This is a genomic window from Cupriavidus sp. F041 (assembly GCF_057814235.1).
Genome location: NZ_JBVASY010000001.1, coordinates 3,532,060 through 3,559,055 on the forward strand (window position 1 = coordinate 3,532,060; position 26,996 = coordinate 3,559,055).

Here is a 26,996-nt window from a genome sequence, read left to right on the forward strand (position 1 = left end):
CGGGATGCTGCGCGTAGCGGAGCATCAATCGCGCTGCGCTGTCCCCGTCATGGCGATGGAGGCAGCGCAGCGGCGGCGGCTGGCGCCGCGAAACTCAGGCCTTGGCTGTTTGATTGGACGCGCCGCTGGCTTGCGTGGCCGTGCGCCGGACCATCAGCGCCAGCAGGGCGGCCACCACGCAGGCCGCGCCCGCCGCGTACAGGGCCGGGGTATAGGTCAGCAGCAGGGTGCGCGTGAGGCCCGCGCCAAACGCGGCCGTGGCGGCGCCGACCTGGTGGGCCGCAAAGATCCAGCCGAACACCATCGGCGCGCGCTCCTTGCCGAAGACGGAGCCGGCCAGCTTCACCGTGGGCGGCACCGTGGCGATCCAGTCCAGGCCGTAGAACATGGCGAAGATCGACAAGCCGTACAGCGTGAACGTGGAGTGCGGCAGCCAGAACAGCGACAGCCCGCGCAGCCCGTAGTACCAGAACAGCAGCTTGCGGCAATCGTAGCGGTCCGACAGCCAGCCCGACAGGATGGTGCCGACGAAGTCGAATGCGCCCATCATCGCCAGTGCGCCGGCGGCGGGCACCGCGGCCATGCCGAAGTCCGCGCACAGCGAGATGAAGTGTGTCTGGATCAGCCCGTTGGTGCTCAGGCCGCAGATGAAGAAGGTGCCGGCCAGGATCCAGAAGGTCTGGTTGCGGGCAGCATCGCGCAGCACAACGAAGGGGCCGCGCAGGGTCAGCGGCGCGGGCGGCGCGCTGGCCTGCGCCGGCGCGGCGGGCGCATGCACGGGCACTTCGCCGTAGGCGCTGAGGCCCACATCGCCGGGTCGGTTGCGCATGAAGCAGAACACCAGTACCGCCAGCAAGGCGCATGCCCCCAGCACCGGCAGCACGGCGATGCGCCAGCCCATATGCTCGATCAGCCAGGCTGCCACGGGCAGGAAGGCCAGCTGGCCGGTGGCCGAACTGGCCGTCAGGATGCCGATCACCAGCCCGCGCCGCGCGCTGAACCAGCGGCTGGCGACCACGGCGGCGAGCACCAGCGCGGTCAGGCCGGAGCCGACGCCGAGCATCAGGCCCCAGGCGATAAACAACTGCCAGAGTTCGGTCGCCACGGTGGCCAGCGCCATGCCGCCGGCGATCAGCGCCAGCGCTGCCCAGACCACATTGCGCACGCCGAAGCGTTCCATCAGGATGGCCGAGAACGGCGCCATCAGGCCGAACAGCGCAAAGCGGAAGGCCAGGATCGACGAGATCTGGTCGGTGTCCCAGCCCATCTCGCGCGTCAGCGGCTTGAGGAAAGCGCCGGGCAGGCCGAGCGCGGCCGAGGTGGTCAGCATCACGCAGAAGGTAATCGCGGCGATCAGCCACGCGTAGTGGATGCCGCGCCGGTCGAGCCGGCTGGAAAGCGCTTGAGCGAACATGGGATATCCGGGGGCGTTGGGGATTCTGTGAGGTGTTCGTTATTGCGCGAGCGGGCCCAGCAGCATCTCCCGCGCGGCGGCGAGGATGTCTTCGGACAGGACATCGCCTTCGGTGGCCCGCGCCAGGGTCATCGCGCCCACCAGCGTGGCAAGCTGCGCCAGCGCCAGCTTGCGCCGCTCGGCCGGGTCTTCGTGGTCGACCGTCTTCATCCAGTCTTCGACCATTTGCCTGAAGCCATCGATATAGACCTGGCGCACCGGCTTGTCCGCCGGTTCGCGGGCAATGTCGCTGGCCAGGGCCACCGCCGCGCAGCCATCGCCGGGGCTGGTGCAATGCGCCTTGGTGAGATAGGGCTCGACCAGGCTGGCGCGCATCGCCCGCTTGTCACCTTCGGCGCGCTCGATGCGCCGTGTCCAGCGCTGCGCGGATTCCTCGAAGGCGCGCTTGCTCGCCTGCGCGGCCAGCGCGTCCTTTGACGAGAAGTGTCCGTAGAAGCCGCCGTGCGTCAGGCCGGCGCCGGCCATCAGTTCCGCCACGCTCACGCCGTTCAGTCCGCGTTCGCGAAACAACCTGGAGGAAGCCTGCTCGATGGCTTCCCGGTGCTTCTCTGCCTGCTCTCGTGATGCGCGCGCCATGTTTGATTTTCCTGCCAAAACTTTGCTTGACCGGATTTTAGATGATGACCATAATTTATTCAATAGATGTTGGACATCATTTAAATCGGCGCCGCCGACAGCATCACCGATGCGGGCGGCGCTGCCTTTCCCACAGGAGAATCTGTCATGCAGAACTTGTTCGATCTCACCGGCCGCGTTGCCGTCATCACCGGCTCCACCAAGGGCATGGGCCTGGAAATGGCGCGTGCGTTGGGTGCTTCCGGCGCCGCACTGGTGGTGTCCGGCCGCGATCAGGCGGCTTCCGAAGCGGTGGCCGCCGCGCTGGAAGGCGAGGGGTTCAAGGCCAAAGGCATCGCTTGCGATATCGGCAACCTGGAAAGCATCCAGGCGTTTGCCAGCCAGGTGCTGGACGCCTACGGCCGTGTGGACGCGCTGGTGCTGAACGCAGCGGGCAGCGGCGTGGCCGGGTCACTGCTGAGCCAGGGTCCGGAAGTGTTTGAGCAAGCCATGGCCGGCAATGTGCGGGGTAACCTGGTGCTGGTCAATGCGCTGGCCCCGCAGATGATCGGACGCGGCGACGGCGCCATCATCTTTATGTCGAGCATTGCGGCCAAGCGCGGCTCGGCCATGCTTGGCCTGTACAGCATCACCAAGGCAGCCACCGACGGGGCCGTGCGCAGCCTGGCGTTGGAACTGGGGCCGAAGGGCATCAATGTGAATGCGATCAACCCCGGCCCGGTGCGCACCGAGTTCTCGCGCGAGGCGCTGTGGGGCAATCCGGAGCAGGAAGCGAGGCTCGCCGCTGGCATTCCAATGCGCCGTATCGGCGAGGCGAAGGATGTGGCGGGCCTGGCCGTGTTGCTGGCGTCGCCCGCCGGCCGCTTTATCCACGGGCAGAGCATCGGTGTGGACGGTGGCCTCTCCGCGTGACGGCGTGAAGCCGTGACGGCGGGCCGGCGTGCCACCTCAGCTATGCATGCCGGCCAGCCCCATCAGCAGGCGCAACAGCAAGGCCGCCACACCCAGCGCCGCCACGCTGGCTACCCAGATCAGCAACAGCCAGCCGACCCGCTTGAGCCATGGCTTGGGCGGCTGCGCGCGCCCGCCGTGGTTCGTCGCCGCCATCAGTGATAGCCCTCCCCATGCCGTACCTTGCCCCGGAACACGTAGTACGACCACACCGTATACATCAGGATGAAGGGAATGATGAACAGCGCGCCCACCAGCGCAAAGCCCTGGCTTTGCGGCGGCGCCGAAGCGGCATAGATCGAGATGTCGGGCGGCACGATGTTGGGCCACACGCTGATCGCCAGCCCGCTATAGCCCAGGAAGACCAGCGCCAGCGTGTACATGAACGGCGCCAGGTGGGCATGCTGCTGCAACGAACGGATCAGCCGGTACATGGCGAACGCCACCAGCAGCGGCACCGGCGCGAACCAGATCAGGTTGGGGAAACTGAACCAGCGCTCCGCAATGCGCGGCTGCGAGATCGGCGTCCAGATGCTGATCACCACGATCACCGCCAGCAGCACCCAGGCCAGCTTGCCGGTGAGTTCCAGCATGCGCTCGTGCAGCTTGCCTTCGGTCTTCACGATCAGCCAGGTGCTGCCCAGCACGGTATAGGCCACCACCACGCCGAGCCCGCAGAACAGCGGGAAGGGCTGCAGCCAGTCCAGCGGCCCGCCGGCAAAGCTGCGCCCGCTGACCTTGATGCCATCGATATACGCGCCCAGCGAAACGCCCTGGAAGAAGGCCGCCACCAGCGAGCCGCAGATAAACGCCTTGTCCCAGACGTGGCGCTCGCGGTCGTTGGCCTTGAAGCGGAACTCGAACGCCACGCCGCGGAAGATCAGCCCCAGCAGCATGAAGATCAGAGGCAGGTAGAGCGCGCTGAGCACCAGCGAGTAAGCCAGCGGGAAGGCGGCCAGCAGCCCCGCGCCGCCCAGCACCAGCCAGGTCTCGTTGCCGTCCCACACCGGCGCCACCGTGTTCATCATCACGTCGCGGTCATGGCGGTCCGGCACGAAGGGATACAGCATGCCGATGCCAAGGTCGAAGCCGTCCATGACCACATACATCATCACGCCAAAGAAGATGATGAGGATCCAGATAAGAGAAAGGTCGATGCCCATGATGATCAGCTCCTACGATCGGCCAGACGGTTAGCGGAGGCGACGGCGTCCGGCACATCGCCCGGATCGTCCACGGCGGACAGCGGGCGCGCCGGGGTGCCTTCCACGCCGTGGCCGCCATCGGGTTCCGGGTCGCCTTCATGCATGACCGGGCCCTTGCGCACCAGCCGCATCATGTAGGCGATGCCCACGCCGAACACGAAGAAATAAGCCACCACGAACAGCGCGAGCGAGAACGCCAGTTCCGGCACGCCGTGCGGCGAGACCGCGTCGGCGGTGCGCATCACCCCGTAGACCACCCAGGGCTGGCGTCCGATTTCGGTGGTGAACCAGCCCGCCAGCAGCGCGATCAGGCCGGCCGGGCCCATCCATAGCGCCATGCGCAGGAAGGCGCGGGAGTGGAAGAGCTTTTCGCCACGCCGCAGCAGCAGGCTCCAGAGCCCGAGAAGGATCATCAGCATGCCAAGCCCCACCATGATGCGGAAGCACCAGAAGATGATGGTGGCGTTGGGCCGGTCCTGCGGCGCGAACTCTTTCAGTCCCTTGATCTGGCCATCCCAGGTATGGGTGAGGATCAGGCTGCCAAGGCGCGGGACTTCCACCGCGAAACGGGTTTCCTCGCGCTTCATGTCGGGCCAGCCGAACAGGATCAGCGGCAGCGCCTCGTCGCCGCGGTTTTCCCAGTGGCCTTCGAGCGCGGCGATCTTGGCCGGCTGGTGCTTGAGCGTGTTGATGCCGTGCATGTCGCCGATCACGGCCTGGATCGGCGCCACGATCAGCAGCATCCACATCGCCATCGAAAGCATCTTGCGGATGGCCGGGTTGTCGCGCCGGCGCAGCAGGTGCCACGCGGCGGAGGCGCCCACGAACAGCGCGGTCGCGAGGAATGCCGCCACGCTCATGTGCACCAGCCGGTACGGGAACGACGGATTGAAGATCACCGCCAGCCAGTCCACCGGGACCACGCGGCCGTCGATGATCTCGTAGCCCTGCGGGGTTTGCATCCAGCTGTTGGAGGCCAGGATCCACGTGGCCGAGATCAGCGTGCCGAGCGCCACCATCAGCGTGGAGAAGAAATGCAGGCCGGGGCCGACCCGGTTCCAGCCGAACAGCATCACGCCGAGGAAGCCCGCTTCCAGGAAGAACGCGGTCAGCACCTCATAGGCGAGCAGGGGGCCGGTCACGCTGCCGGCGAAGTCCGAGAAGAAGCTCCAGTTGGTGCCGAACTGGTAGGCCATGACCAGGCCGGACACCACGCCCATGCCGAAGTTGACGGCAAATATCTTGGACCAGAAATGATAGAGGTCGCGGTAGACCGTATTCTGGGTGCGCAGCCAGCAGCCTTCCAGTACCGCCAGGTAACTCGCCATGCCGATGGTGATGGCGGGAAAGATGATATGGAAGGAAATGGTGAAGCCGAACTGGATCCGTGCCAGGTCGAGCGCGCTCAAACCGAACATATCGTGACCTCCATGAAGCTGTGCCGACGGGCCTGGCTTGCCAGTCTGGGAGCGGCCTTGCCACAGCGCGCAGCAGCAGCACAAGTCACTAGAGTAGACCACCGGGCGAGCGCATTGGAAGGCGCATTTTTCGTGCGAAGTGGATGGATCGGCTGGCGGCGGGGTGCCGCGGCCTTGGCGGGCCCTGACCGGGCGGGCAGGTTTGAAGCGGGGATGTCCATGAGCATTGCCGGGAGATTGGGCACGGTGCCCGATCCTGCGCGTTGCGCATTTTGTGCGTTTCGCGCCGGGCGCATGCCATGGAGAGCATGTTACCGGCAGTGCGAGGAACATAACAGAAGCAACCGGTGACAAAAAGACCGGATCAGAATGGCGGCAAGACGGCCGGAAAGGCAGTCGGTTATTGCGCGGGAATGGTGATCAGCGGCAGCGCCTCCTTGCTGCCGGTATCCACCAGCGTGAAGAACAGCATGATCGCCGCGAGAGCACGTTTGGTCTTCAGATCGCCATTTTCAATCCAGAACCAGTAATCGCGATAGCGCACGGCGGCATACGTCTGCGCCGGCTTGTCCTTGCCACTGTGAATCCGGACAGCGTCCTGTTGCGTCTCCGATGCTGTCTGCGCGAGCCCGGGCAGCGCGCTGTGTTCTTTCAGGTGTGCCTCCGGGACATCCAGATAGCTGGAAAAGGCAAGCATGATCTGCAGCATTGAGCGGCTGTTAACGGACAATTCATCGTCCGCGCCACGGGCCGGGGAATACCTTAGCGTGAACTTCTGGATCGTGGGAGGCAGCTTGAGCAGCCGGCGGATCTCGGCCACCTTCGCCACGATGTCGGCAGGCATGTCTTCGCGCCGGAAGAACAAGACGCCGGTCGATCCCTTGACTTTGTCCTCTTCCACGCGCATTGAGAATGCGCCAGCGGCCTGCACGTCGCGCATTAACTCGATTGCGCGCTGAAACTCCGGGTCCGCCTCCCGCACGATCCCCGCGGCCGTCGTGCGATTGCGCACGCCGTTGAGCGACTCGACCGTCATGCTTAACACAAAGTCCGCCGCATAACCGCTCTGTAGCATGAGGAAGATGTTCCTGGGATCGATCGGCTCCATCAGCCCGCGCACGAATCGTTGCCCGGTCGCGGGCGTATAGGTGATAGTGGGCCGGTCTGTATAGACGCCTTGTACCCCCGACGCCAGAAAATTGCCCTGCACCGCATTGGCCGCCGAAACGGTGCCGTTCACCGACACGCCGGCTTGCAGCGAATAGCCGCTGACAACCGATGCCACGTCCACGAAAATTGGCAGGTCCACGTAGCGGAGCTTGACGATGTTCAGCAGCGTTTGCTGTTTCCAGGAATCGGCGATCGCGGCGCTGTAGTCGAAGCGGTCCGCAACAATGGTGGTGGGGCCGAGCGATGTGCAGGCAGGGAGCAGCACGCTCGCGCCGAACCATATCCACAGCTTCCGGCATACCAGGCTAGCGAAGTCGCTGGCGTTGCCGGGGAGCCTTCTGTGGTGTGCAGGTTTCATGGCAGTGCCTGTTTGCTGCTCGTTCGACGATCGGATGCCGCCCGGCTTCGAGGCGGAATCCCGGAACACCTGAAGCATTCGCACTGGGCGGCGCTTCCACCTGCCTCACTGTCTGCCTGAGACCGCGACCCATTCCCAACGCGTCGTGCAACCTCTTCGTCACTATAGGAGTGCGATCGGAACGCCAGTTGATCTGGCTCAAGTTTGCGTAGCGTGGAGTTCTACCTGTGCGCCGGCGCTCCTGCATGCGGAAGAAGCGTTGAGCCGGGCGTTTGCAAGGACCTTGATGAAGCGACTATCGTGCTGTTCAGAACTTGTGGCGCACACCCGGCGCGGGGCGCCCGGCATGCTGCTTTAGTGATCCGGCGCTGGGCCACCCGCCATTGCCAGCGGCGGGGTGCGTTCTCAGGCGCCGGCGCGCTCTGCCTCATTGCGCGCCTCGGCAAGCCGCAGGTCGCGCAGGTAGCGCGGCCTGGCGATGAAGAACACGGCCGCTGCGACCAGGGAGATCAGCGGAACCATCTGCAGGGCCCCGAGCAATCCGATCCTGTCGGCCAGCAGGCCCGTCAGGTAAGGCGCCGGCGCGGCGCCAAGGATGTTGTTGGCCAGCGTCAGCATCGCCAGCGCGGTGGCATGGGTCGAGGGGCGGGAGAGATTGACCACCATGGCGCCGGCGGGGCCCCAGGTACCCATTGCCACCAGCATGCCGAAACCGATCAGCAGCAACTGCGCGGTACCCGGCGGCAGCCGGAAGCCCGCCAGCAACAGCACGCACGACACGAGACAGAAGAGGATCGCGAGCGTCAGCTTGCGGGCCGGCGCGTTGCGGCTTACCCGGTCCGTCAGCATCCCGCACAAGGTCATGCCGACGCCGCCGACGATCAGCAGCGCCGCGGCGAGCAGCGCAGCCTTGTCGGGCGGCATGCCGTAGTACCGGTTCAGGTAGCTCGGCATCCAGGCCATGATCGCGTAGGCGATGAAAAGCTGCAGGCCGCTGCCGACATAGGCGCAGACCAGGGACGGTGCCCAGAAGAGCCCGCGCAGCAGCGCCGGCAAGGGGATGCGGGCTCGGGCTGGCGCCGCGCCGCCGTGGGTGGCGCGTGCCCCCGCCGTGCGCCGCGCCAGCCTGGCTTCGGTCACGGTGACGCAATAGATCAGCACCACGATCAGTCCGAATACCGCCATGGCCATGAAGGCCGCGCGCCAGCCGAAGCGGGCCGCCACGACACCGCCCAGCCCCATGCCCAGCACCGCGCCGAACATGCCGCCGGAGGTGAAGGCACCGGTCAGGGTGGCACGCAGGGAAGGCGGGAAGATGCTCAGGATCACGGCCAGCCCGACGCTGCCATAGGCCGCCTCGCCAATGCCGACGAAGAAGCGGGCCGCCAGCATATGCCCGTAGCTGGCGGAGAGCGCGCACGCCAGCGTGCCGCAGCTCCAGAGCAGCGCCATCAGGGCCAGGCTCTTGACGCGGCCCCAGCGATCGGCGACGAGCGAGAACGGCACCGTGAACAGACCGACCATCAGCGCGACGATGCCGCTGAGCGAGCCGAGCTTGGCGTCGGACAGGCCCCACTCAAGCCGCAGTTGGGGAAAGACGGCGTTCAGCACCTGCCGCGACATATAGTCGGAAAGCAGGAGCGCAAAAATGAGGGCGAATACCAGCCACGCGTAGGCATGCGAGCGTGCCGGCTTGGCGGTGAGATCCGTGTCCGCGCGAGCGGTCCCGGAGAGGGACTGTCCCATGAAAGTCTCCTGCGGTCTGGTGCCGCTGTTGCGCCGCGAATTCGGCGCGGATAATGCGATCTATGGCGAGCGGACGGGCATCGTGGCCCGTCCGCTTGCCCGGGGCTGGCGTCAGGCTGCGCGCAAGGGCAGGTTTGCCTGCCGCGGCTTGCGGTTGGGCGCCATGCCATGCATTGCCAGGGTTTCCTCGGCATCCTTGTACTGCACGCCGATCTTGTAGATCTTGCGCGCTTCCTTGCCGCTGGCCACTTCACGGCCGAGTTCGCGGGCGACGCGCACGCACTGCTCGATCTGCTGCACCGAGGTCATGCGGTTGCCGTGCTGGTCGATGATGGTGTCCTCGATGCCGCAGCGGGGGTGCAGGCCCATCGACATGGCCATCATGTTGAAGGGCAGGACGTTCTTCAACAACGATTCGGCGGTCAGCGTGCAGCCATCCGGCGCGCGATGGATGAAGTTGAAGAAATTGAACGGATTCGGACCATCGAAGCCGCCGCCGATGCCGATCCAGGTCAGGTTCAGCGGTCCCGTGTACACGCCCTTGCGCACCAGGCGATCGAGCGTTTCCAGCGCATGGATGCCGGTCAGCTGGAAATGCGGCTGGATGCCGGAGGCCTGCAGGCGCTTCAGGTGCTCCTCGACCCAGGCGGGGCCGGCGGGCACGGTCATTTCGCTGTAGGCAGCCTGGAAAGCCGGGTTGGCCAGCGAGGTGCCTTCCAGGTATTCCGGGTAGAGCAGCTCCATGATGTTCATCTGCGTCGTATTGATGGCTACCGTCACCTGGTCCGGCTTGGGGTCCAGGTCGGCCAGCATGTGCCGGGTATCGTCCGACAGCCACTTGGCGGCCTGGCCGTCGTCTTCCGGGGCAAACGAGATCGAGCCGCCGACCTGGATGATCATGTCGGGCACCGCGGCGCGCACGCCGGCGATCAGTTCGTTGAACTTGGACAAGCGCTTGGAGCCCTTGCCATCGAGTTCGCGCACGTGGAGGTGCAGCACCGTGGCACCGGCGTTGTAGCAGTCAACCGCCTTTTGCACCTGTTCATCCATCGTCACCGGAATGTCTTCGGGGAAATCCGCCGGCATCCACTCGGGGCCGTAAGGCGCCACGGTGATGACCACTTTGTCCTGGTTCTCGGGGTGCAGGGAATCGTCGAGGAATTGCATGTTTAGTCCTTGTCTGGTTGGGGCACAGTCAATTGCGCCAAGTCTGTCTGTTCTTGCCGCTTAAAACGGTATGTCGCCAATGATCCCGGCGCGCTCCATCTTGCGATGGCAGGGGGGGTAGTCCATGACGGCGTAATGCTGGGTCGAGCGGTTGTCCCAGATCGCCACGCTGTTTGGCTGCCAGCGCCAGCGCACCTGGTACTCGGGGATACTGGCCTGGCTGACCAGGTAGTTGAGCAGCAGGCCGGCGCCCGGATTGGCGTCCTGGCCGAAGCGCACGCGCTGCGGCGTGTGGTAGTTGGTGAAGTGCGTCGTGAAGGCGTTGACAAACAGCACCTTCTCGCCGGTCTCGGGGTGCGTGCGCACAACCGGATGCTCGGCATCGGGATACTGTGCCTTCAATGCCAGGCGTTTCTCGAGGGGCATGGCGGCACCGAAGCTGGCTTCGATGCTGTGGCGGGCACGCAGGTCCGCGATCTGGCTCTTGATGTGTTCGGGGAGGTTCTCATAGGCCAGGACCATGTTTGCCCACATGGTGTCGCCGCCGACCGGCGGGCCCTCCACGCAGCGCAGCACGCAGCCGAAGGGCGGCGCCACGCGCCAGGTGGCATCGGTGTGCCAGGCGTTTTCGTAGCGGTCGTTCGGCTGGTCCGGGTTTTTGTAGATCCGCACCAGGCCCGGATGTTCGGGGTCGCTGCCGGCTACCGGGTGGTCTTCCAGTTCGCCGAATAGGCGGGCAAAGGTAACGTGTTCGGCGCGCGTCATGGCCTGGCCGCGCAGGAACAGCACGCGATGCCGGAGCAGCGCGGCACGGATTTCCGCAAACAGGCCGGCATCGTGAATGGCGTCGGCCAGCTTGATGCCAACCAGTTCGGCGCCGATGGCACAGGTGAGTGGTTCGATACGCATGGTGCCCTCTTAGATCGTGAAGACCGAGGAGCCGGTGGTCTTGCGCGACTCCAGGTCCCGGTGGGCTTGCGCCGCGTCCTGCAGGGCGTAGCGCTGGTTGATTTCAATCCGGATGCGCCCGGCCGCGACATGGCCGAACAGTTCGCCGGCCAGTTCGTTCTTTTCGGCGGGGTCGGCGATATAGTCGGCCAGGGCGGGGCGGGTCAGGTAAAGCGAGCCCTTCATCGCCAGCAGTTGCGGGTTGAAGGGCGGGATCGGGCCGGAAGCCGTGCCCACGCAGACCATCAGGCCGCGGCGCTTGAGCGAATCCAGCGAAGCGTCGAAGGTGTCCTTGCCGACGCTGTCGAATACCACGTTCACGCCGACGCCGTCGGTCAGTTCACGCACGCGCCCGGCCACGTCCTCGCGGCTGTAGTCAATGATGTGGTCGCAGCCGTGGGCGCGGGCAACGGCCGCCTTGGCCTCGTTCGACACGGTGCCGATCACGGTGAGGCCGAGCAGCTTTGCCCACTGGGAGACGATCAGTCCGACCCCGCCGGCGGCAGCGTGCAGCAGGATGGTGTCGGCGGGCTTGAAGGCGTAGATGCGGCGCATCAGGTACGCGGAGGTCAGGCCGCGCATGGTCATGGCGGCGGCGGTCTCGCAATCGATGCCGGCGGGCAGCTTGATGAGCGCTGCGGCCGCGATCAGGCGCTCGGTGCTGTACGCGCCCAGCGTATTGAGAAAGCCGGTATAGGTGACGCGATCGCCGACCGCGACCTGGGTCACGCCGGCGCCGACGGCCTCGACCACGCCGGCGGCCTCGACGCCCATGCCGGCCGGCAGGGGCATCGGGTACAGGCCCGAGCGAAAGTACGTGTCGGCGAAATTCAGGCCCACCGCTTCATGGCGCAAGCGGACCTGCCCGGGACCGGGTTCGCCCACGGCGACCTCTTCCCAGCGCAGCACTTCGGGGCCGCCGGTTTCATGGATTCGAATGGCATGTGGCATGTTGGTTCCTGTCTCTGATTGTTCTGGCGTTGATTCGGTTTACTTTGCTTCGCTGGCCCATGCCAGCCCGGCCGGCAGCCGTGCGAGACTTGCGTCCCGGCGCGTCCGCGCCATCGCGACTTCACGCTTGATTGCCGGCATTGCATTTCCCGCTTGCGCGTCCTTGTGTTGAGGGAATAGTAGGCGCGCGGCCTGGGGGGACTCCCCCCAGTGGCGGGGGGGTGGGACACAGGGAAATCCCTGATACGGGCTGGCAATGCACCGGGCATGTCTATAATCGGCGACATTGGCTTGCCGATCCCCTCAATCCATCCGGCCAGCCTGGAAACATGCGGCACTGCCGCAGGCAGGCAGTGCGTCGGGATGTACATGCAACGGCACGCGCGGCCGCGCAGCATGCAAACATGGGAAGACTGCCGCGTCTACTTTCATTCGATGACAAATCCAACCAGCGGCGCTGGCGTGACCGCATCGGAACTGCTGCTCAAGACCAGTCCGCCGCGCGCACCGCGCCATCTTCTTGCGCGCTCCCGGCTGGGCTCGGACGGCGAGCGCTTTCGCGACCGGCCCGTGACCATCGTGCAAGCGCCTGCCGGCTTCGGCAAGACGTCTCTGCTGATTCAGTGGCACCGCGAGTACATCATGTGTGGCAGCGCGGTTGCCTGGGTGTCGCTGGACGAGCACGACGATCCGGGGCGCTTGTTGCTGGGGCTGACGAGCGCGATTCGCTCAGGCTGCGGGCGGCCGGCGTTCGGCAAGAGCCTGCCGGAAGGGGAAGGATCGTCCCGCGGGTCGCTGGAAGGCTTCACCGCGTGGCTGGCGGAGATTGCCCACGTTGCGCTCGATATCGTCCTGATACTCGATGAAGCCGAGCGATTGCCGGATTCCAGCCGCGATGCGTTGATCTATGTGCTCAACAACCTGCCGCCCAACCTGCGCATCGTGGTGGCGGCGCGCGGCGGGTTCGACACGGTCGTCGAGCGCCTTGGCCCTTATGGCCAGTGCGTGAAGGTCGATGCCGGGATGCTGCGTTTCCGCCTGGACGAGACGATCGCACTGATTGGCAGCCACTTCGACGCCAGTGTCGAAGCCGACGCGTGCGCGAGGTTGCATGACGCGACCGAGGGCTGGCCGCTCGGCTTGCAGCTCGCGCTTTCGGCAATGTCCCTCGCCCCCGATCCCGTTGCCGCCATCGATGCCCTGGCAAACAGCACCGGCGGCATGCGCGAGCACTTCGTGACCGAGTTGCTCGCCCGGCTTACCGACGCGGATACCGGCTTTCTCATGCGCATCTCGATTGCGGATCTGCTGCATGCCGGCCTTTGCCGCGCGGTGACGGCGATGGAGGACGCACCTGATCGCCTGGAGCGCCTCATGCGGGAAACGCCGCTGTTCGTCGTCGCCGACCAGAAGGGCGAGTGGTTCCGCATGCACGCCATGGCACGCGATGCGCTGCGCGCGCGGCTGACGGAACTCCCGGCGCAGGAGCTCGCCGGATTGCACGATCGCGCCATGCACTGGCTTGCCGATCATGGCATGACCGAAGCTGCCGCGCGCCACGCCTTTGCCAGCGGCCAGCGTGAGACTGCCTATGGCCTGGCGCAACGCTGCCTGCACGAGGCGGCGACCCGCGGCCACTTGTCAGCCGTGCTCGAATGGCTCGAGTGGCTGCCCGAGTCCGAGCTGGACAAGCATCCACGCCTGCGTCTTGCCGCGGCATGGGCGCTGGCGCTGAGCGAGCGTCACCAGCAGGCCGAGGCGCAAGTGCGGAAAATCCTCCACCACGCGACACCGGACGACGCCATGCGCTACGAGATCGATCTGATCCTGAGCGCCGCCGCCTATTACGCGGACGAGCCAGATTGCATGGCCGCCCTGTTCGATCGCTGGGGGGAGGTACCGCCCGTGAGCGATGCGTGGCTGGTGCAGGCGCATGCCAATCGCCTGGCTGCCCGCGCGTTGATGGCGGGGGAATATGCCAAGGCCCGCCGTTACCAGCAGCAGGCGCCGCGTGGCGACGCCAGCCTGGCGTATCGCTATGTGATCCGGTGGCGCGATTACATCGTCGGGCTAGGGTATCTGTCCGAGGGGCAGGTGATGCTGGCGGATCGCACGCTGCGGCCGGCGCTGGCCCGCGCCGACGAAGAACTGGGCCGGCGCCACCCGTTTTCCTGCATGATCGCCGCGTTGCTGGCCGCTGCCGCCTATGAGCAGGACGAGCTGGACGAAGCGGCGGCATTGCTGGCCAACCGGCTCGACATACTCGAGCGCGGCGGCACGCCCGACACCGTGCTGCTTGCCTACCGAACGGCGGCCCGCATCGCGGCCGCCACGGGCCTGGAGCACCGCGCCCTTGACCTGCTGGAGACCATGCACGCCGTCGGTACTGCCCGCAATCTGCCGCGGCTGTGCGTGGCGAGCCTGACCGAGCAGTTGCGGCTGCATTGCGGGCGTTTCCGCTCCGAGACATGCCAGGCCCTGTTGCGCCGCATCGACGAGATCGCTGCGCAGAGTGCCGCCCCTGAGTTTCCGCTCAGGCAGCGCAGGCTGGTGTTGCTCCAGGACATGGCGCATGCCTACGCCAGCTTTGCGGAGCAGGACTGGCGCGCGGCGCAGCAGTGGCTGGCGCGGGCCGAGGCGGGAGCGGATGCGATGAAGCAAGGGGGCGTGCGCATCGAAATGATGGCGCTGCGTGCCCTGGCACTGGACCGCTGCGGCGAGAAGGGACTTGCGTTGTTACGCGAAGCCATGAATCTGCTGCAGGCGTACGGGATCAAGCGCGGCCTGCGCGACGTCCACCCCGCGCTGGCGGACTGGGCGCGCGATGCGGGCTCCGAAAGCGCAGCCATGCGGCGCCTGGAACCTGCGCCCACGGCGCGCCCGTCCGCCGGGACAGGCGCAGGCGGGCCACGCGCGGCCCCCAGCATGGTGCTGACGCCGAAGGAGCGCAGTGTGCTGGAGTTGCTGGCCCGGCATCTCGCCAACAAGGAAATCGCGCTTGCCATGGGTATCGGCCAGGAGACCGTCAAATGGCACTTGAAGAACCTCTCCGCCAAGCTGGATGCGGGCACGCGCAAGCAGATCGTGCGCAGGGCCCAACTCCTTGGCCTGCTGCACGACAATTAATCCCAACGGCCGGGTCTGCCAGCTACCGGCCCCCGGGTGCTACACGGCCGACACCGAAGACGCCCGCCCGGCCGGGCCGTCCAGCACCGGCGGCGCGGTCACGATGGATTTCAGGCCGGGCACCGCTTCGCGCAACTGGTCCAGCCGCGGCAGCGGCCGGCGCAGCGCCTCCGAGCCGGCAAAGGCCTGCTCCATCGCATGCGCCACGCCCAGCGTGTGGTGATCGGCACGGAAGCGCCCCACCACCTGCAGGCCGAAGGGCATGCCGGCATGGTCGACGCCGCACGGCAGGCTGATTGCGGGGTGGGTGGTCAGCGTGACCACATAGGTCGGCGCCAGCCAGCGGTAATAGTTCTCCTGCTTCTCGCCGTTGATGGTCTCGGCATAGAGGCTGGTCCACGGGAAGGGCGAGACCGGCGTGGTCGGCGACAGGATCACGTCGTAGTCTTCAAACGCGGCCTGGAAGCGGCCCAGGATGCGGGTCTGCTCCGCTTGCGCCCAGGCGCTGTCGCCTAGCGACATGGCTGCGCCCATTTCATAGTTGGCGCGCGTGTTCGGGCCCAGGCTTTGCGGGTCGCGCTGGTAGGCCTCGTGCATGCCGGCCACGAAGCTTTCGGCGCGCAGCACGTCGAAGCAGCGGTGCGCCTCGCCCAGGTCAAAACGGACTTCGTCGCAACTGCGGAACAGGTGCCGCATTGCCGCGATCTTGTCGCGGAACACCTGGCGGATCTGGTTATCCACCGCGCAGACGCCGAAGTCCTCGGTCCAGCCCACCCGCAACGAGCCCAGGTCGATATTGGCAGGTATGAGGTAGGAAATCGGGTCGAGCGCGTAGGTGAGCGGGTCGCTGGCCGAGACGCCGGCAGAGGCCGCCAGTTGCAGGCAGGCATCGGCCACGGTGCGGCCCATCGGGCCAACCACGGAGATCGGCGTCCAGCCCAGCAGCTTGCGCGAGCTGGGCACCACGCCCGGCGACGGGCGGAAGCCCACCACGCCGCATTTTGCTGCGGGAATGCGCAGCGAACCGCCGGTATCCGAGCCCGTGCAGACCGGCAGCATGTCGCATGCCAGCGCCGCGGCCGAGCCGCCCGAGGAGCCGCCCGCATTGAGGTTGGGGTTGAACGGGTTGCCGGTGGCGCCCCAAACGGCGTTGCGCGAATTGGCGCCCGCGCCCATCTCCGGAATATTGGTCTTGCCGGTGACGATGGCGCCGGCCGCGCGCAAGCGTGCCACCAGCACGTTGTCGGCGCCGGGCACGTTGTCGCGGTACAGCGGCGAGCCATAGGTGGTGAGCAGCCCGGCGGTGGCCTCCAGGTCCTTCACGCCCAGCGGCAGGCCGTGCAGCAGGCCCAGCGGGGCGCCGTCGAGCACTGCGCGCTCGGCATCCCGGGCTTCCTCGCGCGCGCGCTCATAGCAGGTTGCGGTGATGGCGTTGACGAAGGGGTTGACCGCCTCGATGCGGGCGATGCACGCCTCCAGCAGCTCAACCGGTGAGATCTCCTTGCTGCCGATCATGCGGCGCAGCGCCACGGCGGATTGGGCGAGCAGGTTGTCGTTCTGGATCATGATGGCATTCTCTTGCGTGGGTTGTTGCAGGCAGGGCGTTCCGATGCGTTGGCCACGCTACCGGCTCAGGCCGCGTGCCGCCACCGGCCAGACAAGCGACACGAGGCCTTTGCGCACGCCGACGAGTTCGTCGTACAGGTTGAGGGTGGGGTCGCAGTGGCCGGGTACCAGCAGTACCTGGGTGCCGAGGCCGGGCAGATCGGCGCCGTTGCCGCCGGGAAGCGGTTCGAGGATACCGTGCTCGTCGTTGGCCGCCACATAAGCCACGGTCCGGCTGGGGCCATCGCCAGCCCACACCAGAGGCAAGCCGGAGTCCACCGCCATTGACTTAAGGCCGGCGTCCAGCACCACGCGGGGCGCGGGGCGCGTCGCCGCCGCCACGCTCATCACCGCGGTGGCAATAAACAGGCTGTGCTCGAAGCGCAGCGTGCCGCTGTAATCATTGCGGCCATAGTCGGCGTCCATGAAGATATAAGAGCCGGGCTGGATCTCCGTATAGACGCCACTGGCCAGGTCGAACTCCACGCTTCCGCTGCCGCCGCCGGTCACGGTCGCGCAAGCCACGCCGGCCTCGGCCAGCTCGGCGACGATGGCGGCGGTACGCGCCGCTGCATCTGCCGCCGCCTGCCGGCGCGCCGCGTAATCGCGCACATGCTGGATGCCGCCGTGATACGCCTGCAAGCCGCGGAATTCGAGCTGCGCGTGCGCACGGATCGCTTCGACCAAGCGCAACGCGGCTGGCGCGTCTGCCACGCCGCAGCGGCCCTGGCCCACGTCGATCTCCACGAACACGCCGATGTGGCTGCCGGCTTGCGCGGCGGCGGTGGCCAGCGTCGCGACCTGCCGTGCATCGTCGACACAAACGCTGATGCGGGCGTCCCGCGCCATGCGCGCCAGCAGCGCGGCCTTGGCTTGCCCCGCGATCTCATTGCTGATGTGGATGTCCCTGACGCCGGCCTGCACGAACGGCAGCGCCTCGCTGACCTTCTGGCAGCAGATGCCGGCCGCGCCGCGCGCGATCTGCAGCAGCGCGATATCGGGGCATTTGTGCGCCTTGGCATGCGGGCGCAGTTGCACGCCCGCCCTGTCGGCGGCCTGCTGCATTTGCGCCAGGTTGCGCTCGAAGGCGTCGAGGTCAAGCACCAGGGCGGGCGTGTCGATGGTGGCCGCGGGCTGCCCGGCGGCGGGCGGTGCAAGGTGCAAGATTGTTGCTTCGGAATCGGGGAGCGTCATTGGCTGGCTTGTCTCGAGTCGTTCTGGATGGCATGACGCCGCCTCTGGGGCGGCTGTGCTTGCGATGATGTGGGCAGGGGCGGGCACTGTCAAACCGCGCCCGCTTCCCGGCGCCTGCGTTCAGTCAGCCTGGATGTTGGCACGCTGCGCGATGGCGCGCATGCGCGGCAGCTCCCTGGTGATCAGCGCCGTCACGTCGGCCGCGGTGCCGTAGGACGGCTCGAAGCCATTGTCGAGCAGCTTCTTGCGCGTGTCCGGATCGGCCATGGTCTCGGCCAGCGCCTTTTCCAGCCTGGTCTTGACCTCGGGCGGCAAGCCGCGCGGCGCTACCACGGCCAGCCAGGTATCCATATCGGTAGCCGGATAGCCGCTTTCCGCCACCGTGGGCACGTCGGGCAGCAAGGACGAGCGCTTGGCGGTGGTCACGGCGATGGCCTTGACCTTGCCGGCGCGGATCTGCGGCACGGCGGCCGAGACCGTGTCCACCGAGAACGGGATCTGGCCGCCGATCAGGTCGGTCATGGCGGGCGAGCTGCCGCGGTATGGCACATGCAGCATCTTGATGCCGAGATCGTTGAGCAGCATTTCGCCGGCGAACTGCGCGGTGGTGCCGGTGCCGAAGGAGCCGTAGGAGTATTTACCGGGCGCAGCCTTGACCGCTGCCGCGAGCTGCTTGAGGTTGTTGACCGGCACATCGCGGTTGGCCAGCAGGATCAGGCCGGTGCGCCCGGTCAGCCCGATCGGTTCGAAGCTTTTGAGCGGATCGTAAGGCAGCTTGGGATGGATGGCCGGATTGACCGTGAAGGTGGTGCCCGAGCTGACCAGCAGCGTGTAGCCATCCGGCGCGGCCTTGGCCACCAGGCCGGCGCCGACGATGGTGCCCGCGCCGGGCCGGTTGTCGATTACCACCGTCTGGCCCAGGCGGTCGCCGAGCTTCTTGGCCAGCAGGCGGCCGATCACGTCGGTGGCGCCGCCAGGCGGGAAGGGGATCACCATCTGGATCGGGTGCGTGGGATAGGCCTGGGCCAGCGCGCTGCCGGCGGGCACCGCCAGGCAACAGGCGGCCAGGCCTGCAAGCTTGAAGGATTGAACGGTTTTCATGCTGACTCTCCTGCGTGGCAGAGGCCGGCGGCTGGGGGCCGGCTGGCGTGCAATGGTTAATCGTTGATCGACGATCATTGATCAGGCTGCGAGCGCGGCCGCCTTGTCCAGGAACCCCTGGTATTCCGCCGGCGGTACGAACAGGCCGCCTGTGGTCCACACCAGGTGCGTGGCTTGCGGCATCGCGGTCTCCAACTGGTGCCGGGCCAGGTAGGCGCGCCCGGCGGCGCTTTCGCACAGCATGCGCGGGCCGCTGAAGCCGGCCGCGGCCGAGGGTTCGATGCGCAGCCCTTGCGTGCGCCAGGCAAGCTCAAGGTGCGCGAACAAGGTGTCGTCCGCCACGGTGAAGACGCCCGACAGCAGCGGGCGCATCACCGCCGCCGCCAGCTCGGAGGCGCGCGGCACGGCCAGGCCATCGGCCTCGGTGCGGTTGCTCAGGCCGAAGTCATAGACGGAAGGATTGCCCCCGTCCGCCATCATCTGCACCAGGAAGCAGGGCGACTGCGTGGGCTCGGCAAAGAAGCAGTGCACATGCGGGCCAAGCAGTTGCCGCATGCCGAAGGTGATGCCGGCCGGCGCGCCGCCTACGCCACAGGGCAGATAGACGAACAGCGGATGGTCGGCATCGGCGCGGATCCCGTGCGCCTCCAGTTGGCCGCGCAGGTGCAGCGCCGCCGCGCTATAGCCGAGCAGCAGCGACAGCGAGCGCTCGTCGTCCACAAAGTAGGTGAACGGATCCTGCTGCGCCTGGCGGCGCCCGGCGGCGACGGCTTCCTCATAGTCACCGGCGTGCTCCACCACTTCCACGCCACGGTTGCGCAGTCGCGCCTTCTTCCACGCCTTGGCGTCCGACGACATATGCACAGCCGCGCGAAACCCCAGGGCCGAGGCCATCACGCCAATGCTCAGGCCGAGGTTGCCGGTGGAGCCGACCGCCACCTGGTAGCGCGCGAACAAGGCCCGCGCGGCGGGCCCCGCCAGCGCCAGGTAATCCTCAGGCGCGCTGCGGCCGGAGCCGATCAGGCCATGCCGCAGGGCCAGGTTTTCGGCAAATTCCAGGACTTCGTGAATGCCGCCACGGGCCTTGATGGAGCCAGCCACCGGCAAGCTGTGATCGGCTTTCACCCAAAGGCGCCCGTGGCCCGGCGGCAGCCCCAGGCTTTCCTGCATCGCCGGCACGGCCAGCAGGGGCGATTCGATCGCGCCGGCCGTCTCCGCCAGTTCCGGAAACAGCGCGGGCAGTAGCGGAGCGAAGCGCGCAAAGCGTGCCTGTGCCGCCTCGACATCAGCTAGACTAATGCTCCGCTCGCCAGCGGACTGGGCCGGGGGCGGCGCGTCGGTGCGGGCCGGATTGCACCACATCAAGGGCTCGCCCGCGCTCAGGCTGGCGTGGAGCGCATGTGTCGGGTTTGTGGGAAGAGGCTGGTTCATCGGTATGGATCGGCTGCTACGCGTTCGGGATGACTTCATTGTTGGCCCGGCCTCGCTGTGCCGCAATCCATTTATACTTAGCGAAGCATTAGTTTTCCTAATGGCTATTCACGGACAAAGATGCGCAGCAGCGGCCACTTATGAACACCTTGCTATCGTCTTCGCTGCTGAGCTGGCTGCGCTGTTTCGAGGCGTCTGCGCGGCACTGCAACTTCACCCACGCGGCCACGGAGCTGTGCGTCACGCAGGGCGCGGTCAGCCAGCAGGTCAAGCAGCTTGAGCAATGGCTGGACCGGCCCCTGTTCCTGCGCACACCGCGGGCGCTGGTGCTGACACCGGAGGGCGAGCGGCTGCGTTTTGTGCTGCGGGAATCCTTCCAGTCCATCGAAGGCACGCTCACCCAGTTGCGCAAGCCACGCGAGGCCGGCCCGATCGCGCTGAGTTGCGCGCCATCGTTCGCCATGCGCTGGCTGACCCCGCGCCTGGGCGATTTCTTTCGCGATCACCCCGAGGTGGGCTTGCGTGTCTACGGCGAGTTCCACGCGCTCGACCGCACCCGGATGGTGCGCGACGGGATCGACGCCGCGGTGCGCTTCGATCTGGGCGGCTATGGCGACCTCAAGGCCCGGCTGTTCCTGGACGAATGGCTGCTGCCGGTGGCCAGCCCCGGCTTCCTGGCGGCGCATCCGGACCTGCGCGGCCCGCAGGACCTGAAGGGCGCCTGGCTGCTGCACGACGCGAGTCCCTGGGACGGCGCGCAAGCCTTCGAGGAATGGCGCCACTGGCTGCGGGTGGCGGGGGTGGAGCTGGAGGCGGCCGGGCTGGAGGCCGGCCAGCGCTTCAACCTGTCCCAGCTCGCCGTGGGCGCGGCGCTGGCCGGCCAGGGCGTCGCGATGGGCCGTTCGGCACTGGTGCTCGAAGATATCGAGGCTGGCCGCCTGGTCGACCTGTTCGGCATCCATGCGCGCTCGCAGGCGTCCTATTTCTTTGTGTCGGCGCATGGGCAGACGCCGCATATCGCCATGGTGGAGGACTGGCTGGCGGCCGAGGGCGCGCGTTTCGATGCCGCCCGCGCCAAGGTGCTCGATATACGTGCACGCGGCGTGAAAGCCACCGGGAGATGACAAGCCAGCTATTCCACGGCATAGTCTCCGGCTTTCGCGCGGTCTTCGCGCGGCTTGTGGGCATTTGCGTACCCGATGGATTTTCCTGTCCTGATCCTGGCGCTGGGCGCCATTGTGGCCGGCTTCGTGCAGGGCTTGTCCGGCTTTGCCTTCGGCATGGTGGCGATGTCCTTCTGGGTCTGGACGGTGGAGCCGCGCCTGGCGGCGACCATGGCCGTGTTCGGCTCCCTGACCGGGCAGGTGGTGGCGGCCGTGACCGTGCGGCGCAGCTTCTCGCCGCGGCAACTGCTGCCCTTCGTGGCCGGCGGCGTCCTGGGTATTCCCATCGGCGTGGCCATCCTGCCGGCGCTCAATCCCGCGGTATTCAAGACCTGCCTGGGCGGCTTGCTGGCGATCTGGTGCCCGCTGATGCTGATGTCCGGGCAACTGCCGAGAATCCGCTTCGGCGGCCGCGTGGCGGACGGCGTGATCGGCGCGGCCGGCGGCATCATGGGTGGCATCGGCGGATTCACCGGCGTCATCCCGACCCTGTGGTGCACCTTGCGCGGACTTGCCAAGCACGAGCAGCGCGCGATCATCCAAAACTTCAACCTGGCCACGCTGGCCGTGACCATGGCCACCTATGTCGGCACCGGCATCGTCACGCACGACATGCTGCCCATGTTCCTGGTGGTGGGGCCGGCCATGCTGGTGCCCAGCATCCTGGGCGCGCGCCTGTACATCGGTATCAGTGAAATCGCTTTCCGCAGGATCGTGCTGAGCCTGCTGACGGCCTCCGGGGTGGCCTTGCTGGCCGCTTCGCTGCCTGAGTTGCTGCAGCCGTTGCACTAATGCCCCAATGCCTTGGCGCGGCTTTGCGCCAGGGCGCGCCGCGGCTCAGGTATGAAAGCTCTCAGCTTCGGTTTGCGCCGTCGCCTCCGCGCCGCTGCGCTCGAACTCCGCGATCACCTGTGCCCCGAGCAGCAGCAGGGTGGCGGCAATCTCCAGGCTGAGCAGGACCACGATGGCGGTGGTCAGCGAGCCGTACACCACGCTGACCTGCGACAGCGTGGCGAAGTACCACACCAGCACGCGACGCGAGACTTCCCATAGCAGCGCGGCGGTGACCGCGCCGATCAGGGCATGCCGCAGCGACAAGCGCCCCACCGGCATCACCAGGTAGATGGACATCAGCAGCAGGATTTCGCCCGCCAGCCCGAACAGGTAGAGCAGGGCGCGAGAGAGCCGGTCCAGCGACCAGTCGTGGCCCAGCAATTCCACATGGTGCTCGCCGATGGCCTGCAGGCTGCCCGACACCACGGTCACCAGCAGCAAGCCCGCGCTCAGCACGACGATGTAGCAATACGGCAGCACCGCCGACACCAGGAAGTGGCGGCGGCGGATCGCCACCCGGTGCACGAAGATCACCGACATGGCGTTCTCCAGCACCGTGAACGCCAGCGAGCTGAAAAAGATCATGCTCACCAGCAGCACCCAGCCGATTACCCCGCGGTTCGCCAGGAAATTGCCCAGCTCGCCGACCAGCGCGCGCGATTGTCCTGGCAGCAGCCATTCCAGATAACGGGACAACGTCGCAAGCAGCGAGTCCGGCTCGATCACATGCGACAGCGCGATCACCATCAGGATCAGCATCGGCACGATCGACAGCAGCGCGTAGTACGCCACGGCCCCGGCCAGCAGCAACCCCTGGTTGGCGCGGAAATGCCTGAGCGTGCGCAGCACGAAGCGGCCGGGATGTTTCAGCACCAGGCGGGCGCGTGCGTCGAGTATCGGCATGGCATTAGGTCCGTCATCGGCAGGGCGGCGGTACGAAGCGCCGGCGACCGAGCCTGGCGGTTGCCAGGCCGTTTTCGCGCTGCTTGCGTCGCTCCTCTCAATGTGGCGCATCGCGTGCGGCGCGGCAAGGCGTGCTTGTCCTACACCGGCTAGCGGCTTTCGCCGACAGAATCCCGTCCCGGCAAGACTATGCTTGAGTGATGCGAGGCGGGCGCCTTCGCCGCCGTGTGCCTTGCGCATTGCATTCGCACCCCATGCCCCGCACCCCGTACCCCGGCATGTGGCCAGGAAAAGTCCACTGCTTCCGTCAACCGCGCGGGTATTGCGCCCCCCCCCAAGCCACCTCTCATGCTGTCGTTCACGCAACCAATCTGCAACCCATGGCCGATCTGAACGCCGGGCCCGCCTCGGTGAGCCAATCGTCTGTTCCTCCTGACCCGGATGCCGGCCCTGGCACCGGAGCCCGTACGGGCAGCCACGCACCCACGCCTGAATCCGCAACCGGGCAGGCGGCGGCTGCCTCCCTGGCAAGCGTGGCGCCGGAGGCCGCTCCCGGCCCTGTACCTGCGGGGCGCGGCGCACGGGCGCTGACCGTCCTCGCGGTGCTGGCCTCGCTCTATACGCTGCACCTGGCCCGCGAGTTCGTGATTCCCGTGGTGCTGGCGGTGGTCATTGCCTACATGCTGGATCCGCTGGTGACCGTGCTGTGCGGCCGCCGCATACCGCGCGTGCTTGGTGCCTCGCTAGTTCTGCTCGCGGTGCTGGCCGGCGTGGTCTGTTGCGCCTACTTGCTGCAGGACCAGGTATCGGGGCTGGTGGACCGCTTGCCGGAAGTGGCTACCAAGCTGTCTCGCTCGGTGGGCGCCTTGCTCAGCGGCGACGACTCGATGCTGCAGAAGATCCGGCGGGCGGCCACGGTGCTGGGCGGCACCGGGCAAGGGCCGCCAGTGCGTGGCTCGCGGGTCATCGTGGAGCGCCCGGGGGATTCGCTCAACAATATCCTGCTTGCAGGCTCGGTTGGCGTCTTCGCGCTCGTCGGCCAGGCATCGGTGGTGTTGTTCCTGAGTTTCTTCATGCTGGTGTCCGGCGACATGTTCAAGCGCAAGTTCGTCAAGATGGCTGGGACCACGCTGTCGCAGAAGAAGATCAGCGTGCACATGCTCGACGAGATCAACCGGCAGATCCAGCGCTACATGGTGATGCTGGTGGTGACCAATGCCATGGTTGGCGCGCTGACCTGGTTCCTGCTGAAATGGCTGCACGTGGACAACGCCGGCACCTGGGCGCTGGCCGCCGCCGCCTTGCATCTGGTGCCTTATTTCGGCGCGGTCCTGATCGCGGTGTGCATCGGGCTTGCCGCCTTCATGCAGTCCGGCGACTTCGGCACGGCGGCGATGGCGGCCGGCGGCTCGATGCTGGTCGCCACCCTGATCGGCGCGCTGGTCACCACCTGGATGACCGGACGCATGGCCAAGATGAACGCCGTCGCGGTGTTCATCGTGCTGCTGCTGTTCACCTGGCTATGGGGCACCTGGGGTGTACTGCTGGCCATTCCCATCGCCGTGATCGCCAAGGTTGTGGCGGATCATGTGGAGGGGCTGGAAGTGTTGGCGGAGTTCCTGGGCGAGTGAGGGCCGTTGCGGGGACGGCCCGCTGGTACTCGCTGATTGCGCGCGCCGCTGATGCTTACTGCTACGCCACGAAACGTGCCACCAGCTTCGCAACGGCGGCCGGCACGGCATCCGGCAGGCACGCTTGCAGGTGCAGTGTGCCTGCCGTATGCCAGGCCAGTTCCGCCTCGCGTTCGTCGAAGCGCAGCGTGCCTTCGGCAAACACGCGTTCCTGGCGCATCCCCTGGTTCATCGAGACAAACTGCAGCGGCACCACTTGCGCCGGGTTGTTGCCGGCGTCCACCCACAGCCACTGGTACTTGCGCGAGCGCGGGGCATCGGCGGGCAGGCCAAGGCGCTTGATTTCCAGCACCGTGCCGGCGTGGCCGGTAAAAGCAAAGAGGATCTCGTAGGCAGGTGTGGCCGGGGTTAGTGTCATGGCTGGCTGGAAAGCGGGCGTGCCAGCATCGCGGCAGCATCCCTGGGATGCGCGATTCTACCCGTGCCTCCCATATGCGCAAACGGCGCATATCGATAGCCGAACACCTTCATTCCGTGCCCTGGGGGCAGGGCGCTGACATCGCTGCAAGCGAGCCGGCGCTGCAAGTGCCGGTCGCCTCTTGATAACAGCGGCCAGCCTGGGCGCCGGCGATGCGGCTACGCGGCCAGCGCTTCCTCGACGAACAGCAAGCGATCGTTGCCCCAGAACAGTTCGTCGCCGACGATGAAACTGGGCACGCCGAACAACCCGCGCGCCACGGCCGCTTCGGTGGCCTGTTTCAGGGCATCCTTGACCGCGGGGTCGTCGATCATGGCCAGCACCTCGCGCGCATCGAACCCGGCCGCCGTGAGCACGGCGCCAATCTCGGCCGGATCGTTCAGGTTGCGCTGCGCCTCCCACATGGCGGCAAAAATCGCTGCCACATAGCGGTGGAACGCGACCTCGTCCCGCATCTGGAAGCCTGTCGCGGCGCGCATCAGCGCAAGCGTGTTGATCGGGAAGTGCGGATTTTGCCTGAGGTTTGCACCGTAGCGCCGCGACCAGCGCTGCGTGTCGGTCTTCGACCAGAGGCCCTTGGCCGGAATCTCCGCGGGGCTATGGTTGCCGGTGGCCTTGAAGACGCCGCCCAGCAGGATCGGCCGCCATACGATCTCGGCGCCGGTGCGCTGCGCCACGCGAGGCAGTTCCTTGTAAGCCAGATAGGAATAGGGGCTGCCGAAGTCGAAATAAAACTCTACTTGCCTGCTCATGCCGTTGTCTCCGCTTGTCGTGTCTTGTCGTTGATCGCTTCACTGCCGCGCTGGCCGCGCCTTACCACGGCTCGATCCACGGACGGATGTCGAGTTCATGTGTCCACGCGTCGCGCGGTTGCTGGTGCAGCATCCAGTAGGTATCCGCAATATGCTCGGGATTGACGATGCCGTCGTCCTGCTTGGTGGCGTAGCGGTCGGGGAAGTTCGAGCGGATGAAGTCGGTGTCGATGGCGGCATCCACGACCAGGTGCGCCACATGGATGTTCTTCGGACCCAGCTCGCGCGCCATGCTCTGGGCCAGCGCGCGCAGCGCGTGCTTGGCGCCCGCGAAGGCGCTCATGCCATCGCGCCCTCGCAGGCTGGCGGTGGCGCCGGTGAAGAAGATCGAACCGCGCCCGCGCGGCAGCATCACGCGGGCCGCCTCGCGCCCCATCAGGAAGCCGCCGAAGCAGGCCATCTCCCAGACCTTGAAGTAGACGCGCGACGTGGTTTCCAGCACGGAGAACCGCACATTGGCGCCGATGTTGAATATCGCCACCTCCAGCGGCGCGATCTCGCGCTCGATGCGCTCGATCAGCGCCACGGTCTCGTCTTCCTTGCGGGCGTCGCAGGCAAAACCATGAGCCTCGCCACCCTCGGCGCGGATCTGCTCGACCAGTGGGGCGAGCTTGTCGGCGCTGCGGCGCGTCACGCACGCGATATAGCCTTCGCGCGCAAACCGGCGCGCAATGGCGCCGCCGGTGGCGTCGCCAGCACCCACCACGAGGATGGCTTTCTTGTCGGACATATTTGTCTCCGGTCTTGGATTGTC

General features: G+C 66.8%; 23 protein-coding genes. 5 read left to right on the forward strand and 18 right to left on the reverse strand.

Annotated elements, in window-relative coordinates; all coding sequences use genetic code 11:
* Window positions 1–94: 94 nt before the first annotated feature.
* A complete protein-coding gene (locus ACZY0R_RS16275) occupies window positions 95–1,414 on the reverse strand; it encodes an MFS transporter (protein WP_488859341.1) in 1,320 nt (439 codons plus the stop codon).
* Window positions 1,415–1,453: 39 nt separating this feature from the next.
* Window positions 1,454–2,050, reverse strand: coding sequence for a TetR/AcrR family transcriptional regulator (locus ACZY0R_RS16280; RefSeq protein ID WP_488859342.1), 597 nt, complete (start codon window positions 2,048–2,050; stop codon window positions 1,454–1,456).
* Window positions 2,051–2,197: 147 nt separating this feature from the next.
* On the opposite strand from ACZY0R_RS16280, the gene ACZY0R_RS16285 reads away from it, so the two are divergent.
* Complete coding sequence (locus tag ACZY0R_RS16285) at window positions 2,198–2,962, forward strand: SDR family NAD(P)-dependent oxidoreductase (RefSeq protein ID WP_488859343.1); 765 nt, start codon at window positions 2,198–2,200, stop codon at window positions 2,960–2,962.
* Between the two features lie 36 nt (window positions 2,963–2,998).
* On the opposite strand, the gene ACZY0R_RS16290 is transcribed toward ACZY0R_RS16285, so the two are convergent.
* The 8 genes from ACZY0R_RS16290 to ACZY0R_RS16325 all read right to left on the reverse strand — a co-directional run bounded on the left by ACZY0R_RS16290 (window position 2,999) and on the right by ACZY0R_RS16325 (window position 11,964).
* Window positions 2,999–3,157, reverse strand: a complete 159-nt coding sequence (locus ACZY0R_RS16290; protein ID WP_488859344.1) for a DUF2474 family protein — start codon at window positions 3,155–3,157, stop codon at window positions 2,999–3,001.
* Window positions 3,157–4,164, reverse strand: coding sequence for a cytochrome d ubiquinol oxidase subunit II (cydB, locus tag ACZY0R_RS16295; RefSeq protein WP_488859345.1), 1,008 nt, complete (start codon window positions 4,162–4,164; stop codon window positions 3,157–3,159). The genes ACZY0R_RS16290 and cydB overlap by 1 nt, the downstream gene beginning before the upstream one ends.
* A 5-nt stretch (window positions 4,165–4,169) precedes the next feature.
* On the reverse strand, window positions 4,170–5,624 hold the full coding sequence (locus ACZY0R_RS16300; RefSeq protein ID WP_488859346.1) for a cytochrome ubiquinol oxidase subunit I: 1,455 nt from the start codon (window positions 5,622–5,624) through the stop codon (window positions 4,170–4,172).
* 400 nt (window positions 5,625–6,024) lie between these two features.
* Window positions 6,025–7,230, reverse strand: coding sequence for a hypothetical protein (locus ACZY0R_RS16305; RefSeq protein WP_488859347.1), 1,206 nt, complete (start codon window positions 7,228–7,230; stop codon window positions 6,025–6,027).
* Window positions 7,231–7,557: 327 nt separating this feature from the next.
* Window positions 7,558–8,898 carry an MFS transporter gene (locus ACZY0R_RS16310; RefSeq protein WP_488859348.1) on the reverse strand — a complete coding sequence of 447 codons (1,341 nt, stop codon included), beginning with the start codon at window positions 8,896–8,898 and terminating at the stop codon, window positions 7,558–7,560.
* Window positions 8,899–9,009: 111 nt separating this feature from the next.
* Entirely contained in the window at window positions 9,010–10,065 is a 1,056-nt protein-coding gene (locus ACZY0R_RS16315) for a beta-keto acid cleavage family enzyme (protein WP_488859166.1), read from the reverse strand.
* Between the two features lie 60 nt (window positions 10,066–10,125).
* A complete protein-coding gene (locus ACZY0R_RS16320) occupies window positions 10,126–10,974 on the reverse strand; it encodes a TauD/TfdA dioxygenase family protein (protein ID WP_488859349.1) in 849 nt (282 codons plus the stop codon).
* 9 nt (window positions 10,975–10,983) lie between these two features.
* On the reverse strand, window positions 10,984–11,964 hold the full coding sequence (locus ACZY0R_RS16325; protein ID WP_488859350.1) for a quinone oxidoreductase family protein: 981 nt from the start codon (window positions 11,962–11,964) through the stop codon (window positions 10,984–10,986).
* Window positions 11,965–12,399: 435 nt separating this feature from the next.
* Between ACZY0R_RS16325 and ACZY0R_RS16330 the strand changes: the two genes are divergently transcribed.
* A complete protein-coding gene (locus tag ACZY0R_RS16330; protein ID WP_488859351.1) occupies window positions 12,400–15,090 on the forward strand; it encodes a winged helix-turn-helix domain-containing protein in 2,691 nt (896 codons plus the stop codon).
* 39 nt (window positions 15,091–15,129) lie between these two features.
* On the opposite strand, the gene ACZY0R_RS16335 is transcribed toward ACZY0R_RS16330, so the two are convergent.
* The 4 genes from ACZY0R_RS16335 to dsdA all read right to left on the reverse strand — a co-directional run bounded on the left by ACZY0R_RS16335 (window position 15,130) and on the right by dsdA (window position 20,421).
* The gene (locus tag ACZY0R_RS16335; RefSeq protein ID WP_488859352.1) at window positions 15,130–16,656 is read right to left on the reverse strand and encodes an amidase; all 1,527 of its coding nucleotides are present in this window, start codon (window positions 16,654–16,656) and stop codon (window positions 15,130–15,132) included.
* Window positions 16,657–16,713: 57 nt separating this feature from the next.
* Complete coding sequence (locus ACZY0R_RS16340; RefSeq protein WP_488859353.1) at window positions 16,714–17,889, reverse strand: DSD1 family PLP-dependent enzyme; 1,176 nt, start codon at window positions 17,887–17,889, stop codon at window positions 16,714–16,716.
* A 120-nt stretch (window positions 17,890–18,009) separates the two neighbouring features.
* Window positions 18,010–18,990: a Bug family tripartite tricarboxylate transporter substrate binding protein gene (locus ACZY0R_RS16345; protein WP_488859354.1), complete on the reverse strand. Its 981-nt coding sequence runs from the start codon at window positions 18,988–18,990 to the stop codon at window positions 18,010–18,012.
* 81 nt (window positions 18,991–19,071) lie between these two features.
* Window positions 19,072–20,421 (reverse strand): D-serine ammonia-lyase, encoded by a 1,350-nt coding sequence (dsdA, locus tag ACZY0R_RS16350; protein WP_488859355.1) that lies wholly within the window; start codon window positions 20,419–20,421, stop codon window positions 19,072–19,074.
* Window positions 20,422–20,561: 140 nt separating this feature from the next.
* Between dsdA and ACZY0R_RS16355 the strand changes: the two genes are divergently transcribed.
* On the forward strand, window positions 20,562–21,545 hold the full coding sequence (locus ACZY0R_RS16355) for a LysR family transcriptional regulator (RefSeq protein WP_488859356.1): 984 nt from the start codon (window positions 20,562–20,564) through the stop codon (window positions 21,543–21,545).
* A 75-nt stretch (window positions 21,546–21,620) separates the two neighbouring features.
* A complete protein-coding gene (locus ACZY0R_RS16360) occupies window positions 21,621–22,376 on the forward strand; it encodes a sulfite exporter TauE/SafE family protein (RefSeq protein ID WP_488859357.1) in 756 nt (251 codons plus the stop codon).
* Between the two features lie 45 nt (window positions 22,377–22,421).
* On the opposite strand, the gene ACZY0R_RS16365 is transcribed toward ACZY0R_RS16360, so the two are convergent.
* Window positions 22,422–23,321, reverse strand: coding sequence for a YihY/virulence factor BrkB family protein (locus ACZY0R_RS16365; protein ID WP_488859358.1), 900 nt, complete (start codon window positions 23,319–23,321; stop codon window positions 22,422–22,424).
* Between the two features lie 380 nt (window positions 23,322–23,701).
* Between ACZY0R_RS16365 and ACZY0R_RS16370 the strand changes: the two genes are divergently transcribed.
* Window positions 23,702–24,952, forward strand: coding sequence for an AI-2E family transporter (locus ACZY0R_RS16370; RefSeq protein ID WP_488859359.1), 1,251 nt, complete (start codon window positions 23,702–23,704; stop codon window positions 24,950–24,952).
* A 61-nt stretch (window positions 24,953–25,013) separates the two neighbouring features.
* Here ACZY0R_RS16370 and ACZY0R_RS16375 read toward each other — a convergent pair whose 3' ends face one another.
* From ACZY0R_RS16375 to ACZY0R_RS16385, 3 genes are all read right to left on the reverse strand, one after another.
* Window positions 25,014–25,370 (reverse strand): hypothetical protein, encoded by a 357-nt coding sequence (locus ACZY0R_RS16375; RefSeq protein WP_488859360.1) that lies wholly within the window; start codon window positions 25,368–25,370, stop codon window positions 25,014–25,016.
* A gap of 218 nt (window positions 25,371–25,588) precedes the next feature.
* Window positions 25,589–26,182, reverse strand: a complete 594-nt coding sequence (locus ACZY0R_RS16380; RefSeq protein ID WP_488859361.1) for a 2-hydroxychromene-2-carboxylate isomerase — start codon at window positions 26,180–26,182, stop codon at window positions 25,589–25,591.
* A 61-nt stretch (window positions 26,183–26,243) separates the two neighbouring features.
* Window positions 26,244–26,972: an SDR family oxidoreductase gene (locus ACZY0R_RS16385; protein WP_488859362.1), complete on the reverse strand. Its 729-nt coding sequence runs from the start codon at window positions 26,970–26,972 to the stop codon at window positions 26,244–26,246.
* Window positions 26,973–26,996: the final 24 nt, after the last annotated feature.